Source organism: Acinetobacter sp. NIPH 817, assembly GCF_000368405.1.
Lineage (GTDB): Bacteria > Pseudomonadota > Gammaproteobacteria > Pseudomonadales > Moraxellaceae > Acinetobacter.
Genome location: NZ_KB849420.1, coordinates 1,692,006 through 1,708,853, shown reverse-complemented (window position 1 = coordinate 1,708,853; position 16,848 = coordinate 1,692,006). Strand labels below are relative to the sequence as shown.

The window sequence follows — 16,848 nt, the reverse complement described above, 5'->3', positions numbered from 1 at the left end:
AAACATAAAGCTAAAAAGATGATTAATTATATTTAAAGGAAAGGATTCTATGTATATATCTAAACAAGGATGTATAGGTACACTCGTGCTTTTATATAGCATAAGTGCAAATGCAGAAGTTACCCTAAAAGACAATTTTAAGTTCACGGCAAATTTTATTGATTTAGCCATGTATAGCCAAGAAAGTGCGGTAGATGATAATTTTACTAACTCAGCAGGTTTATTTCTAAATACTGAAATTAAATTGGCGAATGAAAATTATGATTTAGGTGTTTTAAAAGCACAATATGTATTTAATGGTTTAAATGATGATGCACAGCTAAATACCTCAAACAACTGGTTTGGGGGAGTTGGAAGTTATGTCGGAGGAGCAATTGCTGCCAATGATTTGGCTTCATCCCAACTCAGTTTACTTACTTGGGATAAGTATTGGAATGATAAGACATTATATACTTCTGTTGGGCGTACTAACCTAAGAAGATATTTCCTCTATAACAACTGTCAAAATATTCTGTTATGTACTGACCCGATTAAAGGGGCAATGGGTTCATTGCCTACTAACTATGCGTATTGGGGCGGCTACACCAAATATAATTTTTCAGAAAATATCTACATGCATGCAGGAATTTTTGAAGTAAACACAGATGATTATGTTTATAAGAAGAAAGGATTAGATTTCTCCTTTCATCACCAACTAGGTTACACCCAAGTATATGGGGTGGGATATAAAGACAAAAATAGTAAAGCAGAGTTATTATATTTTTATAATAACTCTGAATATCGGAATGCATATACACAAGAAAAATATGATGGTACAGATGGTTTAAATTTTAGATTTAATCATGATTTTAGTAATCAGAATATTCCAACTGTATTTGGTGCTTACTCATATATTGATGAGAAAAACCAACCTTATAAAAACTATTGGGAACTTGGGCTAAGCTATAAAATTAATCAAGGTAAGAATCATTTAGGTGTGAAGTTTGGTCAGTCTCAGCTCAATGATGATTATGTTTTAATGACTCAAAAAATTAATGGTAATGATAATAAAACAACCTCTTTTCTTTCTTTAGACACCGATATTAATTACAAACGTTTAACTTTAAGCCCATTCGTACAATACATCTGGAACCCAGATAACTACTACCGTTCTACAGGAAAAACCTTCAATAGCAATGTGATTGTGGGTTTAGTCACTCAAATTAAGCTCTACTAAGGGAAAAAAGAGATGAAGATTACAAAAATGAGCCTGCTATTCACAGGTCTATTCGTCAGTAGTGTCGCTTGCGCTGAATATAGTTGTCAGCAGCTTGAACTAACAGACTGTCCAACCATAGTTGATAAAAAATTACCTGATCCACATGATATGTTGACATGGACACAACAACAAAGGGTGGTTGGCTTTCGAAATACCTTCCGTAGTTATGATGGCAGTGTTTTTCATCCTGATAAGAAAAACGTGCTTGAACTACCAAAATTAAAGAACAGTATAAAAAATAAGGATATTCATTATTCGGTAGACGGGAAAAACTATAATTTAAATGATTACTTAAAAAGCCAAAGTGTGGCAGGTCTAATAGTATTAAAAGATGGCAAAGTTGCTTATGAATACTACGGCCAAGGCAATAATAAGACAACTCTATGGACTTCTCGTTCAGTCGCAAAATCTATTGTGGCAACACTGATAGGAGTCGCTATTCAACAAGGTAAAATCAAATCAGTAGATGATCCAATCATTCAATATTTACCTGATTTGAAAGGAACTGCTTGGGAAAAAGTGTCATTAAAACAACTGTTACAACACACCTCAGGTGTTGAATGGAATGAAAACTATAAAGATCCAAATTCAGATTTTGCAAAAATGACCTATTGTGAAGCAGCTAAGGATCCAGATGCTTGTGTCTATAAAAATGTGAAAAATTTGAAATCTAAATATGAACCAGGAACGGTATGGTCATATAGCACGGGTGGTGCATATCTGGTGGGTAAAGTCTTAGAAGCTGCAACCCATGAAAATATTGCTAAATATCTCGAGGACAATGTCTGGAAACGGGTAGGTATGGAGCGAGAAGGTGTTTGGCAGTCGTATACCCGCAATCAAGTTGATATGGGTGGCCATGGGTTTAATGCAACTTTGCGTGATTACGCACGTTTCGGACAATTTATATTGAATGACGGGCGTGTTGCTAATGGCGACAAAATGCTACCTGAAGGTTGGACAGCGCAAGCAACTGAATGGAATCAGGCGAAAGGTTCGGTATCTGAAAACTATCCAAACGGGATATATGGTTTTCAATGGTGGAATTCACATGCCAAAAAAGGTTCACCATTAACGACTCAAAATTCTGATGCAACTTTCTGGGGACTGGGTATTTTTGGGCAGATGCTCGCTATTAACCCTAAAGACAAGATTGTAATGATGCAATGGAGTACATGGGAAACTGCAATGCCTTCTGCTCAACTTGATAATGAAAAAAGTTTATTTTTTAATGCGGTAACTCAGCATCTTACCCAGCAAAAATAAATGATTTTCTATGGATTAGACTGTCATTAAATTTTAACTTGATATTTAACAAAGGTAATTTTAGAATCCGCCCAACTAATTTTTAGGAGCTTCAATGTGAGTACTTGCTCGAGTGACGCTAGTCGATCGGTAATAGTCTAAGTATCCACTGAAGTCCTGACAGACCTCTTTTTGTGGATACAAGAAGAGGTTTTTTATTTTCATCTTTTCATTTCTATTATTAACCCATGATTTACTCATGACGGGTTGCAGTACTTGCATGTGCTCCATAACTTATGGGAGTGATGCCAGTGTTATTTACTTTAAAGAAACGCTCACTTATTTCTGGTTTATGTTTATTCGCCTTATCTAACGCTAGCCATAGTGGACGACCAATGGTTGTTGACGATGCGGCTCTTGTTTCTCCAAAAACCTGCCAACTTGAAACTTGGATGCAGCATAATTCTGACAGCAAAGAATATTGGGCGATGCCAGCTTGTAATTTTGGTGGAAATTTTGAATTGGCTGTAGGTGTGGGAAGAGTAAACGATGATACTGAGCACGTCAGTTATGCAACTTTTCAAGGTAAAACCTTATTAAAACCCTTAGAGACTAATGATTGGGGAATCGGTTTTTCTTTTGGAACTCAAATCAATACTAAAGATTCTTCAAAAAAAGATTGGACGGTTAATGTTCCATTAAGTGTTTCTATGTTGGATGATAAATTTTTAATCCATACCAATATTGGCTGGTTACGTGAAAATACTACCCATAAAAACCAGACCACATGGGGGATTGGTACCGAAATACAACTTGCCAATCCATTAACGCTAACTACCGAAGTATATGGTAATGACCGAAATAACGCCTTTTATCAAGCAGGTTTTAAATACATGATCTATAAGGATCTTGTGCAATTAAATGCAAGTTATGGCAATCAAATGTCTCATCACGATAATGCTTTTTTCTCTGTCGGATTTGTATTTCTAACAAAGCCATTTTTGCCTTAATAACTTAGAAATATCTCAAAGTTCCCTTTAAAAAAGTGCTCTTTTGAATATAAAAGAGCATAAATAAAATAAGTGTATATTTCATACAAGGAAAATTTCTCTCTCTTCTTTTGATTTCATCTAAAACATAAAGTAAAGTTCGTTCACAAGATATTAAATAAAATGAATGGCTTGTTATGAATATTATAAAAGGTACTAATTTTTGGAGATTACTTTCTATCATATTAGGTTTTATTATTTTTCTAGGATTGTATTATTTTTTTATTGTATATCCTAAGGATACAGAGCAAGCCAGAATAAGATTTTCAGAAGAGGTCATGGCTTCTTTTTTTTGGATGGACTTATCTGATGAAGTGGAAATAAACAGTATTATTTTAAAAGAAGGCCTAGAGTTAAATCCAATTAATGATGAGATATATATTAAAGATCTGAATGGATTAAGTTCATTTTACACTTGGAATGGTGACTCTAAAGAAATGAAAGATGTCTTAAATAAATATTCTGAGTATTCATATTTTGGTAATAAGGGCATTCGAGGATTATGCTTAAAGCTTATGTTTGTACAACGATATAATCAAAAAATTCAGCAAGAAAATTATTCTTCACCAAGGTTATCGGCATCAAAAAATATCAATCAACGTTATCTGGAAATTATATCTCCATGGTTAGGGGACATGAAGGCTTTTGATGAGTTTTATAAAGCTAAACACATGATTCCAAATTGTAAGATATAGACATGGCTTCTAAAAATTTTCTTTCTACGCTTGCACGGAAAAGTAAGGAGAACAAAGGAAATATAGTCTTATGCTCTATTCTTTTTATTATTCCTTTATTTGTATTTCCTGCTTATCCAAAAAATGAATGGCAGTACGAGCTATATCAATACATTACAAAAACTATGCATGTAACTGTTGGTACGAAAGGGCCATTACCGTTTTTTACGACTCTTTATAGCATTTACATAACCATAGTCATGTTCTTTTTAGGCTGTGCAGTATGCTATTTTTTTATTAAAGAACACGGGATTAACAAAGCTTATCAAGAAGAAATTTATAAATTCTTTTTTAAAGCCGAGTTTGAATCTTCAAAAAAATACCCTTGGTTAGAAAAGCCTCTAATTAAAAAGACTTTAGTCTCAAGTACATTTGCTATATGTTTGATTATCGGAATTTTTCATTTTATTGATGATGATATTTCTCAGCACAGACCTAGACGTAAAGGTGGACTTATAGCATTTAGTTATAATTACAGAGTGGGGGTGATGTTCTGGGAAATAGCAGTCAGCTTATTTAGTATTTTCCCGATTTTTTATTTTGGGCTTTTATTCTTATATATCATTAATTATTTTTTCCGCGGGTTAGGTACAGGTAAGGTGGCTATTCCTTTAGAAGTGCCAAGCAAAAAACAAAAGCGAAGTAGGAAGGTCTGATATTTTCTTTTTGAACTGATTAAACACATTTCACTAAATCTATCAATAACTGTGACAGATTCTAACTTTTTATAGCATGTAAATACGACTATCCTAATTGGACTTGAACACCTCCTTTTGAAGTGTTCCTCTTTTAGTTAGATTTTTAGGTATTTAAAAAATGAATAAAATGCATGTAACTGTAGCAATCATTATTGGTTTAATTGTTGGTGGTGTAATCGGTGCTCTAGGTTACTCTAAAACTGCTGCGCGTTATGACGCAATGACCACAGCCTGTGTTATGGTAAATCAAGCGGTTGAACACGGCATTTTGAAACCTGAACAAGTAAAAGAGCTTGGTGAGCTAACAGGTCAAAGCCTTAAAAAAGATTACGAGTCAGTTGCAGCTAAATTTAAATTTTCTGAAAAGCAATTAGGCAATGCATCTGAAGGTTCTAATTGTAGTCAGTTTATTGTTGGGGTGAATGCCGCAAAATAAGCTAGAGTAAGCCCACAAACTGTGGGCTTTTTTTATGAAGCTTATTTAAACAGCTACAAGTTCAACTGAACATATTGTCTACAGACTGCTATAATAATGATCAATTCAAAATCTAACTTAAGCTTGTTCTAAAGGCAGGCTTTTGTATGTGTAAACAGATCTGCTAGGAAATATGAAACGTTATTTAAAACCAACTCAATCAACAACTTCCACTTGGACCACAGAGCAAGACTGTTTCTTGATCGAAAATAACTTTCTTTCAATTCAGCAACTCATCGAACAATTACCTTTTTCTGAAGAAGAGATACGAGTGCGTCGTGCTGTTTTAGGGTTAGTTCGACGGGATAAGCAAATGAAAACATATTAATTTTACCAAACGATAAAAAATAATATGAAAGTAAATATTTCTAATTATCTCTATTCAACCATTCATTTTGCGGATGAGTTATCAAAACCATAAAATTTTTAGGTGTTTTTATGGTGCAATTTACATAAAGTTTGTATTACTTACAAACCGCTCTGATAAGTATACCTTTTATTACATTACTTTAAGCATAATTAAAGTTAGAAAACATTCATAGATCAGCACTTTATAACAATAGTACGGAGATAGAGGTTAATGCCAAAGTATTTAGCTGTAGCCGAAAAGGTTTATAAAAATATTAAAAAAGATAGCTTATTCACTGATGACATTACTCAGAACCTTAACTGTTTAATTAGTCAGATTCGAAAAGCTATCAAAGGAACGGAGTTTAAACTCAAATACAACTATATAGACTTTGAAGAAAACTTAACGAAACCGTCAAGTGAATGCAAGGTCCAGATTGATTTGAGTGTTATGCCGAAGTTCGTAAATGAAGGTGAGTATCTTCTTTGGTTAGCCGGTTTTATTGAGCGAATCACAGAAGGGGGAAAACCTAAATTACCGCCAATTTCACACTTTTTACCACCAGGTTTTAAGATGTCGAAAGATGCATTTCCTGTGACTGTTGCTCCTGTAAAAGAAGAGCATGCAGACATGATTATCAATTATTTTAAATCTGAGGATTTTATTAAAACTAATAAAACTCCTTCATAAAAGAATATAGAAGTGAACGTCCACCTTGCTTCTATATACTGCTGGTTTTAAAGTTCAGCGACCGCCTTCTGGGGCGGTTTTTTTTATTCCGAAATAAAGTCTGAATTAACTTTTCTTTTTTGAGTAAAAGTATATTTTCGAGAATATTAAATGTATATAAATATAGTCAAGATTGACTAATTTTTATAGATAACAATATATTAGCTTTATTCTTTCATAAAGAAAAATATACGCTTTTCACATAAGCCATGTGTCTATTAACGCAATTAAACATTTAGCTGTTCATAATCTTTAAAAAAAGAGAGCATGAACGATATGAATGAAAATGCAGAGCTTATAAAATATATAGACGTTGCTGAAAATGTCTATGAACGTGTCTATGAGAACAATCAAGTTTCAAATGATTTGATTATTAACCTGAACCGCATTATGGCGGAAATCAAAAAACAGGCCGAAGAAAAAGACCTGAGGTTGAAATATAAATCAATCGATTTTGAATATTGTTTGAGTTTACCTTTGGCAGATCGAGATATAAAAATTGACCTCAGTTTGATTCCTCACTTTGAACACCGTGATGAATGCATTTTATGGCTGACTAACTTTATTGGGAAAATAAGTGTGCCTAAAAAGATGACGAAACAGAAATTGAGCTTTCACTAAAATTTAGCTTTTAAAGAGATATATGAATCGCCACTAAAAGATTAACAACACCTACAGCTAAACAGTTATGCTTTATTGCAGATCGACATTTCATAATTAGAAAATGACATAGAGCACTCAAAATGAAAAAGCTTGCAATAACCTTTGCTGTTTTGGTTCAACTATCGACCTATGGCTTAGCCAATGATTCTACGGGTTACGTAGGTACAGGTGGGATTCAATATCTCAAAAACTCGCAGATTGCCATGCAAAGCGAAGATCTATTTATTAGTAAAAAACGAATTAAAGTCGATTATGTCTATAAAAATCTAAGCAATAAAGATGTCACTGAAACGATCTTATTTCCGCTACCACGTATTGATAATTTCTTTGAGTCTGACTTTGCTCACACCGAAGAACTTTTAAAAAGTTTTAAGATTGTGGTGGATGGTAAAAATATTAAACCAGAAATGCACGTGCGAACCTTTATTCAAAAAGATGAGAAATCACCTCTGATTGATGCAACGGATGAGTTTAAGCAGTGTGGTTTTAGTGAAAAAGACATGTTAAACCCGTGGCTACGTAATAACTATGATTATGAATATTATGTAGATAAGCTAAAACAATGTAATAAGCCACAAATACAGAAAATTTTAGCTAGTTTTAAAAAAGATGATGTAATTCCATGGTCATCTCAAGTGATCTATAGTTGGAAGCAGACCTTTAAAGCCAATAGTTTGACTAAAATTCAGCATGAATATAAACCTTTGGTGGGTGGTTCAGTTGCTCTCTATCCAGACGAATATAACCAGCAATTTTGTATGGATAAACAATTTAAGCAGGGATTAAAAAAAGCCAGTTCAGAAAATTCGCCGTTTAGTGCTTTGGGCTATATTTTGACGACGGGTGCAAATTGGGCACAGTCGATTGAAAACTTTAAGTTAACCATTGAGCGTGATAAAGACGAACTGGTTTCATTTTGTTGGGAGGGACCAGTTAAAAAGATTAGCCCAACTCAATTTCAAATGACTAAAACCAAGTTTGTACCAAAAAAAGACCTAGATATTATTTTTGTCAAAGTTAGATAAGCGCATACAAACTCTAAACTGTATAAAATTGCATCACTCTTGATTGTGTGACATAACTTAATGATGGCACATAATAACAAGAGGATGCCGCAATGTTGCTTAAGGGAAAAGTGGCTGTCATTTTTGGAGGCAGTGGGGCAATTGGCACTGCAATTGCGAAGGTTTTTATTCGTGAAGGTGCTCGTGTCTATTTGTGTGCAAGAGATTTCAATAAACTTCAAAATATTGCGGCACAACTACAACAACTTGGGGGCGTGGTTCATACGGTCAGCGTTGATGTGCTAGACAGTCAGTCAATAAATAATACCGTCGCTCAAATAGCTCAAGATACAGGTGGACTAGATTTAGTCATCAATGCGACCAGTTTTATACATAATCAAGGCAAAGAAATTTTGGAATTAAACCTTGATGAGTTTGTCGGGGGAATAAATCCATTTTTAACGGCGCAGTTTAATATATCTAAAGCTGTGGTTCCTTATATGGGCGGCGATCGTGGCGGAACAATGATTTCAATTGTGGCACCTTCAGCTCGGATGGCGATACCGGGTCATTTAGGCCATATTGTGGGCTGTGCTGGAGTCGAAGCTTTTATTAAAGCACTTGCCAGCGAGCTAGGGCCTAAGAATATACGAGTACTGGGTGTTCGCTCACATGCAATTGTTGATGCTGTTCAAGCTGGTTCCTACACGCGTGAACTATTTGAGTCAAAAGCACAGGCAATGGGGCTCAGCATAGGACAATGGCTAGAGGGTGCTGCTCAGGGCACTTTGCTAAAACGGCTACCGACACTTTCTCAGGTTGCAGAAACTGTTGCTTTTCTAGCATCCGAACATGCGAACTCAATGACGGCAACTGTTGTAAATATGACCGCGGGCGCAATAGTTGATTAGCGCAATTTATTTTTAATCCAATAATCTAAACTAACATAACGGCCACCTCCAAGTACAAGCAGAGCAAGCAGCATAACCGTGTAGGTCGCGGCAAATTCAATTCCATTATTTAAAACAACAAACGAACCACTCGACGTAAGCCAGTCATAGTTGCCATAGTTTTGCAAGATCTCTCGGGCTTTTTCTAATTTTTCAGCTGAGGCTAATACTTGCATGTTGGCGAAAGGTGCATTTGGATCAGCAATTGCTTGCCAGCCATTTGGCAGATGTACCGTAAATATAGCGACCAGCATAGTAATAATAAGGGGAATACTAATTAAACGGGTAAACAGACCAAATGTTAAGAGTATGGCGCCTGCTAGTTCAGTTGATGTTGCAAGGACGGCCATTAAATAGGGGAAAGGAAGTCCTAAACCTCCATCTGAATTGCCAAACCATTCTACAATATCACTGAAATGCATCAATTTATTTGTGCCTGCCATCCAAAATATTGGAACGAGATACAATCGAATAGCCAGTGCCGCAATGCCATCAATATGTTGTAGAGACTTACCGAGATTTTGATAATATTTAGATAAGCCATAAATAAAGTTCTTCATGATAATTTCACACCCAATACGATTGAATAGTAATTAGTCGGATGAAAACTGTATTTCTTACATAAAAAAATTTTATTTACGGTGTAATAAAAAAGGATTTGGTCCGTCTAACTTTATGTACATGTGTACAAACCGAGAAATTATCTTTAAAGGAATACAAAAATGAACAAACTCAACTCAATGACCTCAGTGGCAGCATTATTGGCACTTTCTGTGGTAGGCGCTACACAAGTGACTGTGGCAGCAACTAATACAACAACTGAAATGCATGCAACCAAAGCAGCAGATGGTAAATGTGGCGAAGCAAAATGCGGCGCTAACAAAATGAAAAAACATGAAAAATCTGCTGAAGCAAAATGTGGAGCAGATAAAAAAGCAGCAGATGGTAAATGTGGAGCAACCAAAAAAGCAGCAGATGGCAAGTGCGGTGCAGATAAAAAAGTCGCTGATGGTAAGTGTGGCGCTAAGTAAACAATCTAATCATGGATGATGTCGGCCTTCTAGTAAGTGTCGGCATCATTTCCAAAAGGAGAAATCACCATGATGGAGCTGTCAGGTGTAGGACTTGGTTTAAGGCGTGATTTTATAGATTCGTTTCTAGCTGCAAAAACATATCCAGACTTTATTGAAGTTGCCCCAGAAAATTGGTTTGGTTTTGGTGGACGACATGCAAAATTACTCGAACAGTGTGCTGAAAAAGCGCCCTTAATTTGTCACGGCTTGTCATTATCTATTGGAGGACCGCATCCACTTAATCTTGAATTTATCGGCAAAATAAAAAGCTTTTTAGAACAATACGAAGTACCAATTTATTCTGAACATTTAAGTTATACAAATGATGGGGGCTATTTATATGATTTGTTGCCAATACCCATGACGAAAGCCGCGGTTAAATATGTCGCTGAACGTATTTTACGTGTGCAAGATATTTTAGGGAAAAGATTAGTTATAGAGAATGTTTCTACGTATTTAATGCCAAATGCCGAAATGAGTGAAGCTGAGTTCATTCGTGAAGTGCTTCAATTTGCAGACTGTGATTTGCTTCTGGATGTAAATAATGTCTACGTCAATAGTATTAATCATGGCAGTGATGCATTTGGATTTATTGGGGACATGCCAAAAGAACGAATCCGTTATTTACATATTGCCGGACATGAACAAGTTCAGAAAAATTTGTTAATTGATACACATGGGGCAGAGGTTTGTGACCGTGTGTGGGAACTACTGAGATATACCTATCAAGTCTGTGGTGTGAAACCAACTTTGCTTGAGCGTGACTTTAATATTCCGTCATGGCAAGAATTAGAAGAGGAACTCGCTAAAATTAAACTCATTCAACAACAGGAGAGTGGCTATGAACGGAAATCAAACACCCTTCCAAACCATGCAACAACAGTTTTGTGAATGGATTAGAGATCCTGATTTGGAAATCCCTCAAGAGCTTCCTGTCGAAAGAATGCAAATTTATCGGGATTTACTTTTTAATAATGTCAGTTCATTTATTGACTTAGTTTATCCTGTAGCTCGCGCGATGTTACCCGAGTTAAAGTGGCAACAAGTACTCTCGGAGTTTTTTCAAAAAGCTAAGTGTCGTTCACCTTTGTATAATGATATTTCTCTTGAGTTTAGAGAATATTTGACAGATCAGCGGCACCCAATATTGCAAGAATACCCTTGGTTGGCTGAGTTATTGCAATTTGAATGGCTTGAATTGTATTTAGATACTGTTGAAATTGAAGATGTCGTTTTGCATGAAAATTACGCATGGCAATTAAGCACTAAAGTATGGGTATTGGTTTATCAATATCCTGTTTATATGTGGACGACTTTAACTACACAAGAACAAGTTGAAATTATGCCAGGTGCAATCATGGTCTGGCGCGATGATCAGGATAGAGTATGTATTGAACAACTTTCTCCATTGTTTGCTATGCTAATTGAACAGTTAACTCAAAATATAATGTTAACTGAGCATGATATTTACATACTCATTCAATCTATATTGACTGACTTGTCTGAGCCTGAAATTTATCTGCAAATTCAAGAACTAAAAAATCTATTAACTCGATTACGATTAATTCAAACTCCCCATAGTTTTAAAGAGGTACAGAGATGACTTCAGCCGCGGCATCACCTCATGACGACCTAGGGGATCAACTGCATAATCCAGTATTTTTACAAGACTTAAGACAGCAAATGATTAAATTTGCTTTTTTACAGTTATCGTCGCTTCCGCAAGCTGAGGATGTAGTGCAAGAGGCGTTAACGAGCGCTTTTCAAAATTTAGATTCATTTAAAGGGCGGGCTGCGTTCAAAACGTGGGTATTCGCGATTTTAAAAAATAAAATTATTGATGTAGTTCGACAAAAGTCACGTTTGGTTGCAATGTCTGAATTATTTAAAGATGAGGAAAGCGAGCTCAGTGTTGACGAGTTATTCGATGCGTCAGGACACTGGCACAAATATGAAGCACCTCACACATGGCAAAGTCCCGAAGAAATGATAGAGCAGTCAGATTTCTGGATAATTTTTGAAGCCTGTTTAGATCATTTGCCAGCCAAATATGCTCAAGTTTTTATGATGAGAGAAGTGATTGAACTCAGTTCTAATGAAATCTGTAATAAGCTGGAAATTTCTATCTCAAATTTTAATGTATTGATGTATAGAAGCCGCACCCGATTACGCGAATGCTTAGAAAATAAATGGTTATTGAAGGAGGATTGTTCATGTTGACATGCCGACAAGCCACTCAACTATTGTCTGAAAAGCAAGATAGACCGCTGTTTTTACGTGAGCAAAGTAGTTTGCAATTGCATTTGTTGGCGTGTAGATCATGCCGCCGTTATGCAAAACAAATCAAAACAATTAGTCAGCTTTCTAAAGTATTTAAAAATTTGGATGACTAACTTTAGTTAAAAATTTATTTATTGCTGGCCTTAACGTGTTAAAAGCTTACATACTATAAAAGTGAAGGAATTTTTAAGACAGGATGAAACGTGAATTTAAAGAATCTTGAAGCATTTTATTGGGTTGTGACTTTAAATAGCTTCAATAAGGCTGCGACTAAATTACAAACCACCCAGCCTGCGGTCTCTCAAAAAATCACATCTCTTGAAAATGAATTAGGTTTTAAAGTTTTAGACCGAAGTTTGCGAAAATTTAAATTGACCCATAAAGGCATAACACTTTTTAAATATGCTGAAAAGTTTATGCGCCTAGAAACAGATCTAGTGGCTGAACTGACCGAAAACCAACACCTGACTGGCACCATTCGTTTAGGCGTTTCCGAAACCATTGTTTATACGTGGTTAGTCGAATATATCGAAAAGGTTCAACAAGAGTTCCCAAAAATTTCAGTAGAAATTGTGGTAGACCTGACGCCTAACTTACAAGAAGGTGTTCGCACAGGGGATTTAGACATGGCCTTTTTACTTGGACCAACTTTAGCTTTTGAATGTATTGAACAGACTTTATGTGACTTTGAACTAAGTTTCTTGGCATCACCTTCATTTAAAGGCGGGGTTGCGCAAATGTCATTTAAAACTTTAATGTCACATACCATTTTAACTTACCCCAAAATTACCTATCCCTATAAAGAATTGAAAGCCAGAATGAAAGAACAAGGAATTGATGAACCACTCTCAATTACTAGTTATTCATTAGCGACTTTATTGCGTTTAGCCGAGCAGGGCCTAGGCATTGCTGTTGTGCCGACTTTAACCGCTTTAAAAGAAATTACTGATGGCCGATTAGAAATTTTAAACACACCTATTCAGTTAAAGACGTTTCATTTCACTTCAATCTATATTCAAGGAAATGATGTTGCTTTGAAAGAAAAACTAACCGAAGTTGCAGTTAGGGTGTCGGAAAGTGCCATGAAAAGACTCAATGAACAAATTAAAAACTAGGCTGTTTTTGAATATCTTAAGTCACTATTTTTCTTGTTTTAAGAAGCTGTTTTTTATGTGAAATCATAAAAGCAGCTTATCTACATCGATAAGTAAAATTTATCCTTGTTTATAAGTAATTTAAAAATAAATAAAAATCAAAAACTTATAATTTTAACTTTATGTAAAAAGTCTTATTGTTCGTAGGGATTAGCTATGTTTTTATCTTAAATACAAGATTTGATCACCGATTGTGCTGATTGGGGAACAGGGAATCTTTGTCATTTTAAAGGATTAAAGAATATTGTTTGGGAAAAATGATGTTCTTGGTTCAACCTGAAAATAGCGTTGTTAAGCTCAAATGGATGAGGAACGCATTAATATGTCTTTACTGAAATCTTCTTTTTTATCAGATCGCCAATGGGCCATTGTAGCCTCGATCTTTATGATGGCGACCTCTGCAATGGGGCCAGGATTTTTAACCCAAACCGCTGTATTTACAGTCAAGTTAGGTGCAGCATTCGGCTTCGCAATTTTAGTTTCCATTCTGATTGATTATGTAGTTCAACAAAATATTTGGCGAGTGGTCACACTTACTCAAATGCGTGCATCAGACATTGCCAATAAAGCATTACCGGGTAGTGGTTATTTACTGGCGTTTCTGGTGATTTTGGGCGGTTTTTTCTTTAGTGTTGGTAACATTGCAGGTGCAGCTTTAGGTTTAAATGCGCTTTTTGGCCTAGACACAAAGTGGGGCGGTATTTTAAGTGGTGCGTTAGCCATTTTGATTTTTGCATCAAGAAAAGCAACGCTTGCCATGGATAAAAGTATGATCGTGTTGGGATTGCTTAAAATCCTCCTGATTATTATCGTTGCTGTCATTGTAATGCCTCCAGTTGGGCAAGCTGTACATCAAACCTTTGCTCCAGATCAGATCGACTTTGCCATTATTACCACCATTGTCGGCGGTACGGTTGGTGGCTATATCTGCTATGCGGGTGCCCATCGTTTACTTGATAAAGGTGCTGTTGGCCCTGAAAATATTGATGAAGTTGCTAAAGCTGCGACCAAGGGCATTATTGTTGTCGGCATCATGCGCTACGTATTGTTTTTAGCGTTTTTAGGTGTGGTGGTAAGCGGTGCAACGATTGATTTAGCCAGCCATGATGCCAATCCGGCAGCTCAAGCATTCCAATATGCAGCGGGTACATTTGGTTTTAAATTATTTGGCTTAATTTTCTGGGCAGCGGGTATTAGTAGCACTATTGGCGCAGCATATACTTCAGTGTCATTCTTTACTGCGTTTAAAAAGAACTTAACACCAAAACAAACCAACTATACGACCATTACCTTCATTGCATTGGCCTTATTGCTCTATGTGTTATTGGGTGCAACTCCAGCAGGTCTACTCATTTTTGTAGGTGGTTTTAACGGTTTGGTGTTGCCAATTGGTCTTACAATTTTTGTGTATGTTGCTGCGTGCCGTAAAGATTTAATGGGTAATTACAACTATCCAAAATGGTTGCTTATTTTGGGTGGATTAACATGTCTGTTGACGTGGTGGATGGGCTATATGTCATTTACGACAGTATTTAACTATTTGACCAAGCTTTAAGCCAGACTGCGTGAAGTGATAAAGGAATAATGCCATGTTTGTAGATTTAAATAGTGATTTGGGTGAAAGCTTTGGTTCATGGAAAATGGGTAATGATGATCAGATCTTACCTGTCGTGACCAGTGCCAATATTGCTTGTGGCTTCCATGCGGGCGACCCGCTCGGCATTTTAAAAACGGTTCGTAAAGCAGTTGAGCTTGGTGTGACCGTTGGTGCTCACGTGTCTTATCCAGACCTTGTGGGTTTTGGCCGCCGTAATATGGATTTGTCGCGTGACGAACTGATTGCCGATGTGCTTTACCAAATTTCTGCACTCGATGGCTTGGCTAAAGTGGCAGGCTCAAAAGTGCAATACGTTAAGCCGCATGGCGCGCTCTACAACACCATTGCCCATGACCAAGCTCAGGCAGCCGCAGTGATTGATGCGATTAAAATGTATAACCCTGAACTGGTTTTAGTAGCTTTGGCTGGATCAAACTTAGTGGAACAAGCACGAGCAGCTGGCTTAAAAGTTGTGTCTGAAGCATTTGCAGACCGCGCTTATAACAGCGATGGTTCATTGGTGTCTCGGCGTTTAGAAGGTGCGGTTTTACACGACTCGGCATTTGTTGCGAGCCGTGTGGTGTCTATGCTTAAAAATGGTGGGGTCGAGTCAATTGATGGTGTATTTACCCCAATTCAAGCCGACACCATTTGCCTACATGGCGATACCGACGGTGCATTAGAAATGTCAGCAGCCATTAAAGCCGAGCTTGTAAAAAACAATATTGAAATCCGCCCGTTTGTAAACAAAGCATAAGGATGAGCACAATGTATAAGGATATTAAAGTCGACCCAGCTCAACTTGAAGCCGCTTTAGATGCGCGTTTAAAAATTCGTGCAGGTTTTGATAAACCGACGGCAGGCATGGCCGCGGGCATGACGCAGGTCAACATGATTTCGGTGCCAAAAGAGTGGGCATATGACTTTTTACTCTATGCACATCGCAACCCGCAAAGCTGCCCAGTGCTTGATGTGCTCGAAGAAGGCATCTATGCAACTAAGCTTGCCGCAGACTCAGACATCCGAACCGACTTCCCACGTTATCGAATTTGGAAAGATGGCGAAATGGTTGATGAAGTAACCGATGCGAGCGAGATTTACAACGCCCATCCTGATTTGGTGACTTTCTTAATTGGCTGTAGTTTTTCGTTTGAAACCGCTTTGCAAGAAGCGGGTATTGAAGTTCGCCATATTCATGACGATACCAATGTACCAATGTATTTAAGCAATATTCAGTGCCAACCAGCAGGGCGTATTTCAGGAAACATGGTGGTTTCCATGCGACCAATTCCATCACATCAAATTAGTGAAGCGGTAAAAATTACATCACGTATGCCAAGCGTGCACGGTGCACCTGTACATATTGGTCACCCTGAAAGCTTGGGAATTTCGGATGTAAACAAGCCTGACTTTGGTGATGCTTCCCGTATTGAAGTAGGTGAAATTCCAGTGTTTTGGGCATGTGGGGTAACACCGCAAGCCGCCGTCATGAACTCGAGAATTCCTTTTGCGATTAGTCATGCACCAGGTCACATGTTTATTACCGACATTCCTGACCGCGCTTGGATTGGCTAATTGGACTAAAGAAGA

The 16,848-nt window shown here is 36.8% G+C and carries 21 protein-coding genes; 20 read left to right on the top strand and 1 reads right to left on the bottom strand.

Going from position 1 to position 16,848, the window contains the following annotated elements:
* Window positions 1–49 precede the first annotated feature (49 nt).
* The 11 genes from F968_RS11640 to F968_RS11585 all read left to right on the top strand — a co-directional run bounded on the left by F968_RS11640 (window position 50) and on the right by F968_RS11585 (window position 9,115).
* A complete protein-coding gene (locus tag F968_RS11640) occupies window positions 50–1,216 on the top strand; it encodes a carbohydrate porin (protein WP_004793297.1) in 1,167 nt (388 codons plus the stop codon).
* Between the two features lie 12 nt (window positions 1,217–1,228).
* On the top strand, window positions 1,229–2,524 hold the full coding sequence (locus tag F968_RS11635; RefSeq protein WP_004793295.1) for a serine hydrolase domain-containing protein: 1,296 nt from the start codon (window positions 1,229–1,231) through the stop codon (window positions 2,522–2,524).
* 284 nt (window positions 2,525–2,808) lie between these two features.
* Window positions 2,809–3,513 carry a hypothetical protein gene (locus F968_RS11625; protein WP_034596275.1) on the top strand — a complete coding sequence of 235 codons (705 nt, stop codon included), beginning with the start codon at window positions 2,809–2,811 and terminating at the stop codon, window positions 3,511–3,513.
* Between the two features lie 176 nt (window positions 3,514–3,689).
* The gene (locus F968_RS11620) at window positions 3,690–4,247 is read left to right on the top strand and encodes a hypothetical protein (RefSeq protein WP_004793291.1); all 558 of its coding nucleotides are present in this window, start codon (window positions 3,690–3,692) and stop codon (window positions 4,245–4,247) included.
* A gap of 2 nt (window positions 4,248–4,249) precedes the next feature.
* Complete coding sequence (locus F968_RS11615; RefSeq protein WP_004793289.1) at window positions 4,250–4,942, top strand: hypothetical protein; 693 nt, start codon at window positions 4,250–4,252, stop codon at window positions 4,940–4,942.
* Between the two features lie 160 nt (window positions 4,943–5,102).
* Window positions 5,103–5,420: a hypothetical protein gene (locus F968_RS11610; RefSeq protein WP_004793287.1), complete on the top strand. Its 318-nt coding sequence runs from the start codon at window positions 5,103–5,105 to the stop codon at window positions 5,418–5,420.
* A gap of 172 nt (window positions 5,421–5,592) precedes the next feature.
* Window positions 5,593–5,787 (top strand): hypothetical protein, encoded by a 195-nt coding sequence (locus tag F968_RS11605; protein ID WP_004793285.1) that lies wholly within the window; start codon window positions 5,593–5,595, stop codon window positions 5,785–5,787.
* 252 nt (window positions 5,788–6,039) lie between these two features.
* The gene (locus F968_RS11600; RefSeq protein ID WP_004793283.1) at window positions 6,040–6,498 is read left to right on the top strand and encodes a hypothetical protein; all 459 of its coding nucleotides are present in this window, start codon (window positions 6,040–6,042) and stop codon (window positions 6,496–6,498) included.
* A gap of 315 nt (window positions 6,499–6,813) precedes the next feature.
* Window positions 6,814–7,158, top strand: a complete 345-nt coding sequence (locus tag F968_RS11595) for a hypothetical protein (protein WP_004793281.1) — start codon at window positions 6,814–6,816, stop codon at window positions 7,156–7,158.
* Window positions 7,159–7,280: 122 nt separating this feature from the next.
* Complete coding sequence (locus F968_RS11590) at window positions 7,281–8,225, top strand: DUF4424 family protein (protein WP_004793279.1); 945 nt, start codon at window positions 7,281–7,283, stop codon at window positions 8,223–8,225.
* Between the two features lie 92 nt (window positions 8,226–8,317).
* The gene (locus F968_RS11585; protein WP_004793277.1) at window positions 8,318–9,115 is read left to right on the top strand and encodes an SDR family NAD(P)-dependent oxidoreductase; all 798 of its coding nucleotides are present in this window, start codon (window positions 8,318–8,320) and stop codon (window positions 9,113–9,115) included.
* Here F968_RS11585 and F968_RS11580 read toward each other — a convergent pair.
* Window positions 9,112–9,714 carry an HvfX family Cu-binding RiPP maturation protein gene (locus F968_RS11580; RefSeq protein ID WP_004793274.1) on the bottom strand — a complete coding sequence of 201 codons (603 nt, stop codon included), beginning with the start codon at window positions 9,712–9,714 and terminating at the stop codon, window positions 9,112–9,114. The genes F968_RS11585 and F968_RS11580 overlap by 4 nt on opposite strands.
* A 162-nt stretch (window positions 9,715–9,876) precedes the next feature.
* Between F968_RS11580 and F968_RS11575 the strand changes: the two genes are divergently transcribed.
* From F968_RS11575 to F968_RS11535, 9 genes are all read left to right on the top strand, one after another.
* Window positions 9,877–10,185 carry an HvfA family oxazolone/thioamide-modified RiPP metallophore gene (locus F968_RS11575; RefSeq protein WP_004793273.1) on the top strand — a complete coding sequence of 103 codons (309 nt, stop codon included), beginning with the start codon at window positions 9,877–9,879 and terminating at the stop codon, window positions 10,183–10,185.
* A gap of 69 nt (window positions 10,186–10,254) precedes the next feature.
* Window positions 10,255–11,118 (top strand): HvfB family MNIO-type RiPP peptide maturase, encoded by an 864-nt coding sequence (locus tag F968_RS11570; protein ID WP_004793271.1) that lies wholly within the window; start codon window positions 10,255–10,257, stop codon window positions 11,116–11,118.
* A complete protein-coding gene (locus F968_RS11565) occupies window positions 11,069–11,830 on the top strand; it encodes an HvfC family RiPP maturation protein (protein ID WP_004793267.1) in 762 nt (253 codons plus the stop codon). Before F968_RS11570 ends, F968_RS11565 begins: the two co-directional genes overlap by 50 nt.
* Window positions 11,827–12,447 carry an RNA polymerase factor sigma-70 gene (locus tag F968_RS11560; RefSeq protein ID WP_004793266.1) on the top strand — a complete coding sequence of 207 codons (621 nt, stop codon included), beginning with the start codon at window positions 11,827–11,829 and terminating at the stop codon, window positions 12,445–12,447. The genes F968_RS11565 and F968_RS11560 overlap by 4 nt, the downstream gene beginning before the upstream one ends.
* Window positions 12,441–12,620 carry a zf-HC2 domain-containing protein gene (locus tag F968_RS11555; protein ID WP_004793264.1) on the top strand — a complete coding sequence of 60 codons (180 nt, stop codon included), beginning with the start codon at window positions 12,441–12,443 and terminating at the stop codon, window positions 12,618–12,620. Before F968_RS11560 ends, F968_RS11555 begins: the two co-directional genes overlap by 7 nt.
* A 90-nt stretch (window positions 12,621–12,710) precedes the next feature.
* Window positions 12,711–13,622, top strand: a complete 912-nt coding sequence (mumR, locus tag F968_RS11550) for a LysR family transcriptional regulator MumR (protein WP_004793262.1) — start codon at window positions 12,711–12,713, stop codon at window positions 13,620–13,622.
* A gap of 340 nt (window positions 13,623–13,962) precedes the next feature.
* Window positions 13,963–15,216: an NRAMP family divalent metal transporter gene (locus F968_RS11545; RefSeq protein ID WP_081399177.1), complete on the top strand. Its 1,254-nt coding sequence runs from the start codon at window positions 13,963–13,965 to the stop codon at window positions 15,214–15,216.
* A 34-nt stretch (window positions 15,217–15,250) separates the two neighbouring features.
* Window positions 15,251–16,015 carry a LamB/YcsF family protein gene (locus F968_RS11540; protein ID WP_004793259.1) on the top strand — a complete coding sequence of 255 codons (765 nt, stop codon included), beginning with the start codon at window positions 15,251–15,253 and terminating at the stop codon, window positions 16,013–16,015.
* 2 nt (window positions 16,016–16,017) lie between these two features.
* Window positions 16,018–16,833: a putative hydro-lyase gene (locus F968_RS11535; protein WP_081399540.1), complete on the top strand. Its 816-nt coding sequence runs from the start codon at window positions 16,018–16,020 to the stop codon at window positions 16,831–16,833.
* Window positions 16,834–16,848: the final 15 nt, after the last annotated feature.

What these genes read in the sequence shown, in the direction of transcription:
- F968_RS11640 (WP_004793297.1), top strand. Translation starts at nt 50, where the DNA reads ATGTATATATCTAAACAAGGATGTATAGGTACACTCGTGCTTTTATAT.
- F968_RS11635 (WP_004793295.1), top strand. Translation starts at nt 1,229, where the DNA reads ATGAAGATTACAAAAATGAGCCTGCTATTCACAGGTCTATTCGTCAGT.
- F968_RS11625 (WP_034596275.1), top strand. Translation starts at nt 2,809, where the DNA reads ATGCCAGTGTTATTTACTTTAAAGAAACGCTCACTTATTTCTGGTTTA.
- F968_RS11620 (WP_004793291.1), top strand. Translation starts at nt 3,690, where the DNA reads ATGAATATTATAAAAGGTACTAATTTTTGGAGATTACTTTCTATCATA.
- F968_RS11615 (WP_004793289.1), top strand. Translation starts at nt 4,250, where the DNA reads ATGGCTTCTAAAAATTTTCTTTCTACGCTTGCACGGAAAAGTAAGGAG.
- F968_RS11610 (WP_004793287.1), top strand. Translation starts at nt 5,103, where the DNA reads ATGAATAAAATGCATGTAACTGTAGCAATCATTATTGGTTTAATTGTT.
- F968_RS11605 (WP_004793285.1), top strand. Translation starts at nt 5,593, where the DNA reads ATGAAACGTTATTTAAAACCAACTCAATCAACAACTTCCACTTGGACC.
- F968_RS11600 (WP_004793283.1), top strand. Translation starts at nt 6,040, where the DNA reads ATGCCAAAGTATTTAGCTGTAGCCGAAAAGGTTTATAAAAATATTAAA.
- F968_RS11595 (WP_004793281.1), top strand. Translation starts at nt 6,814, where the DNA reads ATGAATGAAAATGCAGAGCTTATAAAATATATAGACGTTGCTGAAAAT.
- F968_RS11590 (WP_004793279.1), top strand. Translation starts at nt 7,281, where the DNA reads ATGAAAAAGCTTGCAATAACCTTTGCTGTTTTGGTTCAACTATCGACC.
- F968_RS11585 (WP_004793277.1), top strand. Translation starts at nt 8,318, where the DNA reads ATGTTGCTTAAGGGAAAAGTGGCTGTCATTTTTGGAGGCAGTGGGGCA.
- F968_RS11580 (WP_004793274.1), bottom strand. Translation starts at nt 9,714, where the DNA reads ATGAAGAACTTTATTTATGGCTTATCTAAATATTATCAAAATCTCGGT.
- F968_RS11575 (WP_004793273.1), top strand. Translation starts at nt 9,877, where the DNA reads ATGAACAAACTCAACTCAATGACCTCAGTGGCAGCATTATTGGCACTT.
- F968_RS11570 (WP_004793271.1), top strand. Translation starts at nt 10,255, where the DNA reads ATGATGGAGCTGTCAGGTGTAGGACTTGGTTTAAGGCGTGATTTTATA.
- F968_RS11565 (WP_004793267.1), top strand. Translation starts at nt 11,069, where the DNA reads ATGAACGGAAATCAAACACCCTTCCAAACCATGCAACAACAGTTTTGT.
- F968_RS11560 (WP_004793266.1), top strand. Translation starts at nt 11,827, where the DNA reads ATGACTTCAGCCGCGGCATCACCTCATGACGACCTAGGGGATCAACTG.
- F968_RS11555 (WP_004793264.1), top strand. Translation starts at nt 12,441, where the DNA reads ATGTTGACATGCCGACAAGCCACTCAACTATTGTCTGAAAAGCAAGAT.
- F968_RS11545 (WP_081399177.1), top strand. Translation starts at nt 13,963, where the DNA reads ATGGATGAGGAACGCATTAATATGTCTTTACTGAAATCTTCTTTTTTA.
- F968_RS11540 (WP_004793259.1), top strand. Translation starts at nt 15,251, where the DNA reads ATGTTTGTAGATTTAAATAGTGATTTGGGTGAAAGCTTTGGTTCATGG.
- F968_RS11535 (WP_081399540.1), top strand. Translation starts at nt 16,018, where the DNA reads ATGAGCACAATGTATAAGGATATTAAAGTCGACCCAGCTCAACTTGAA.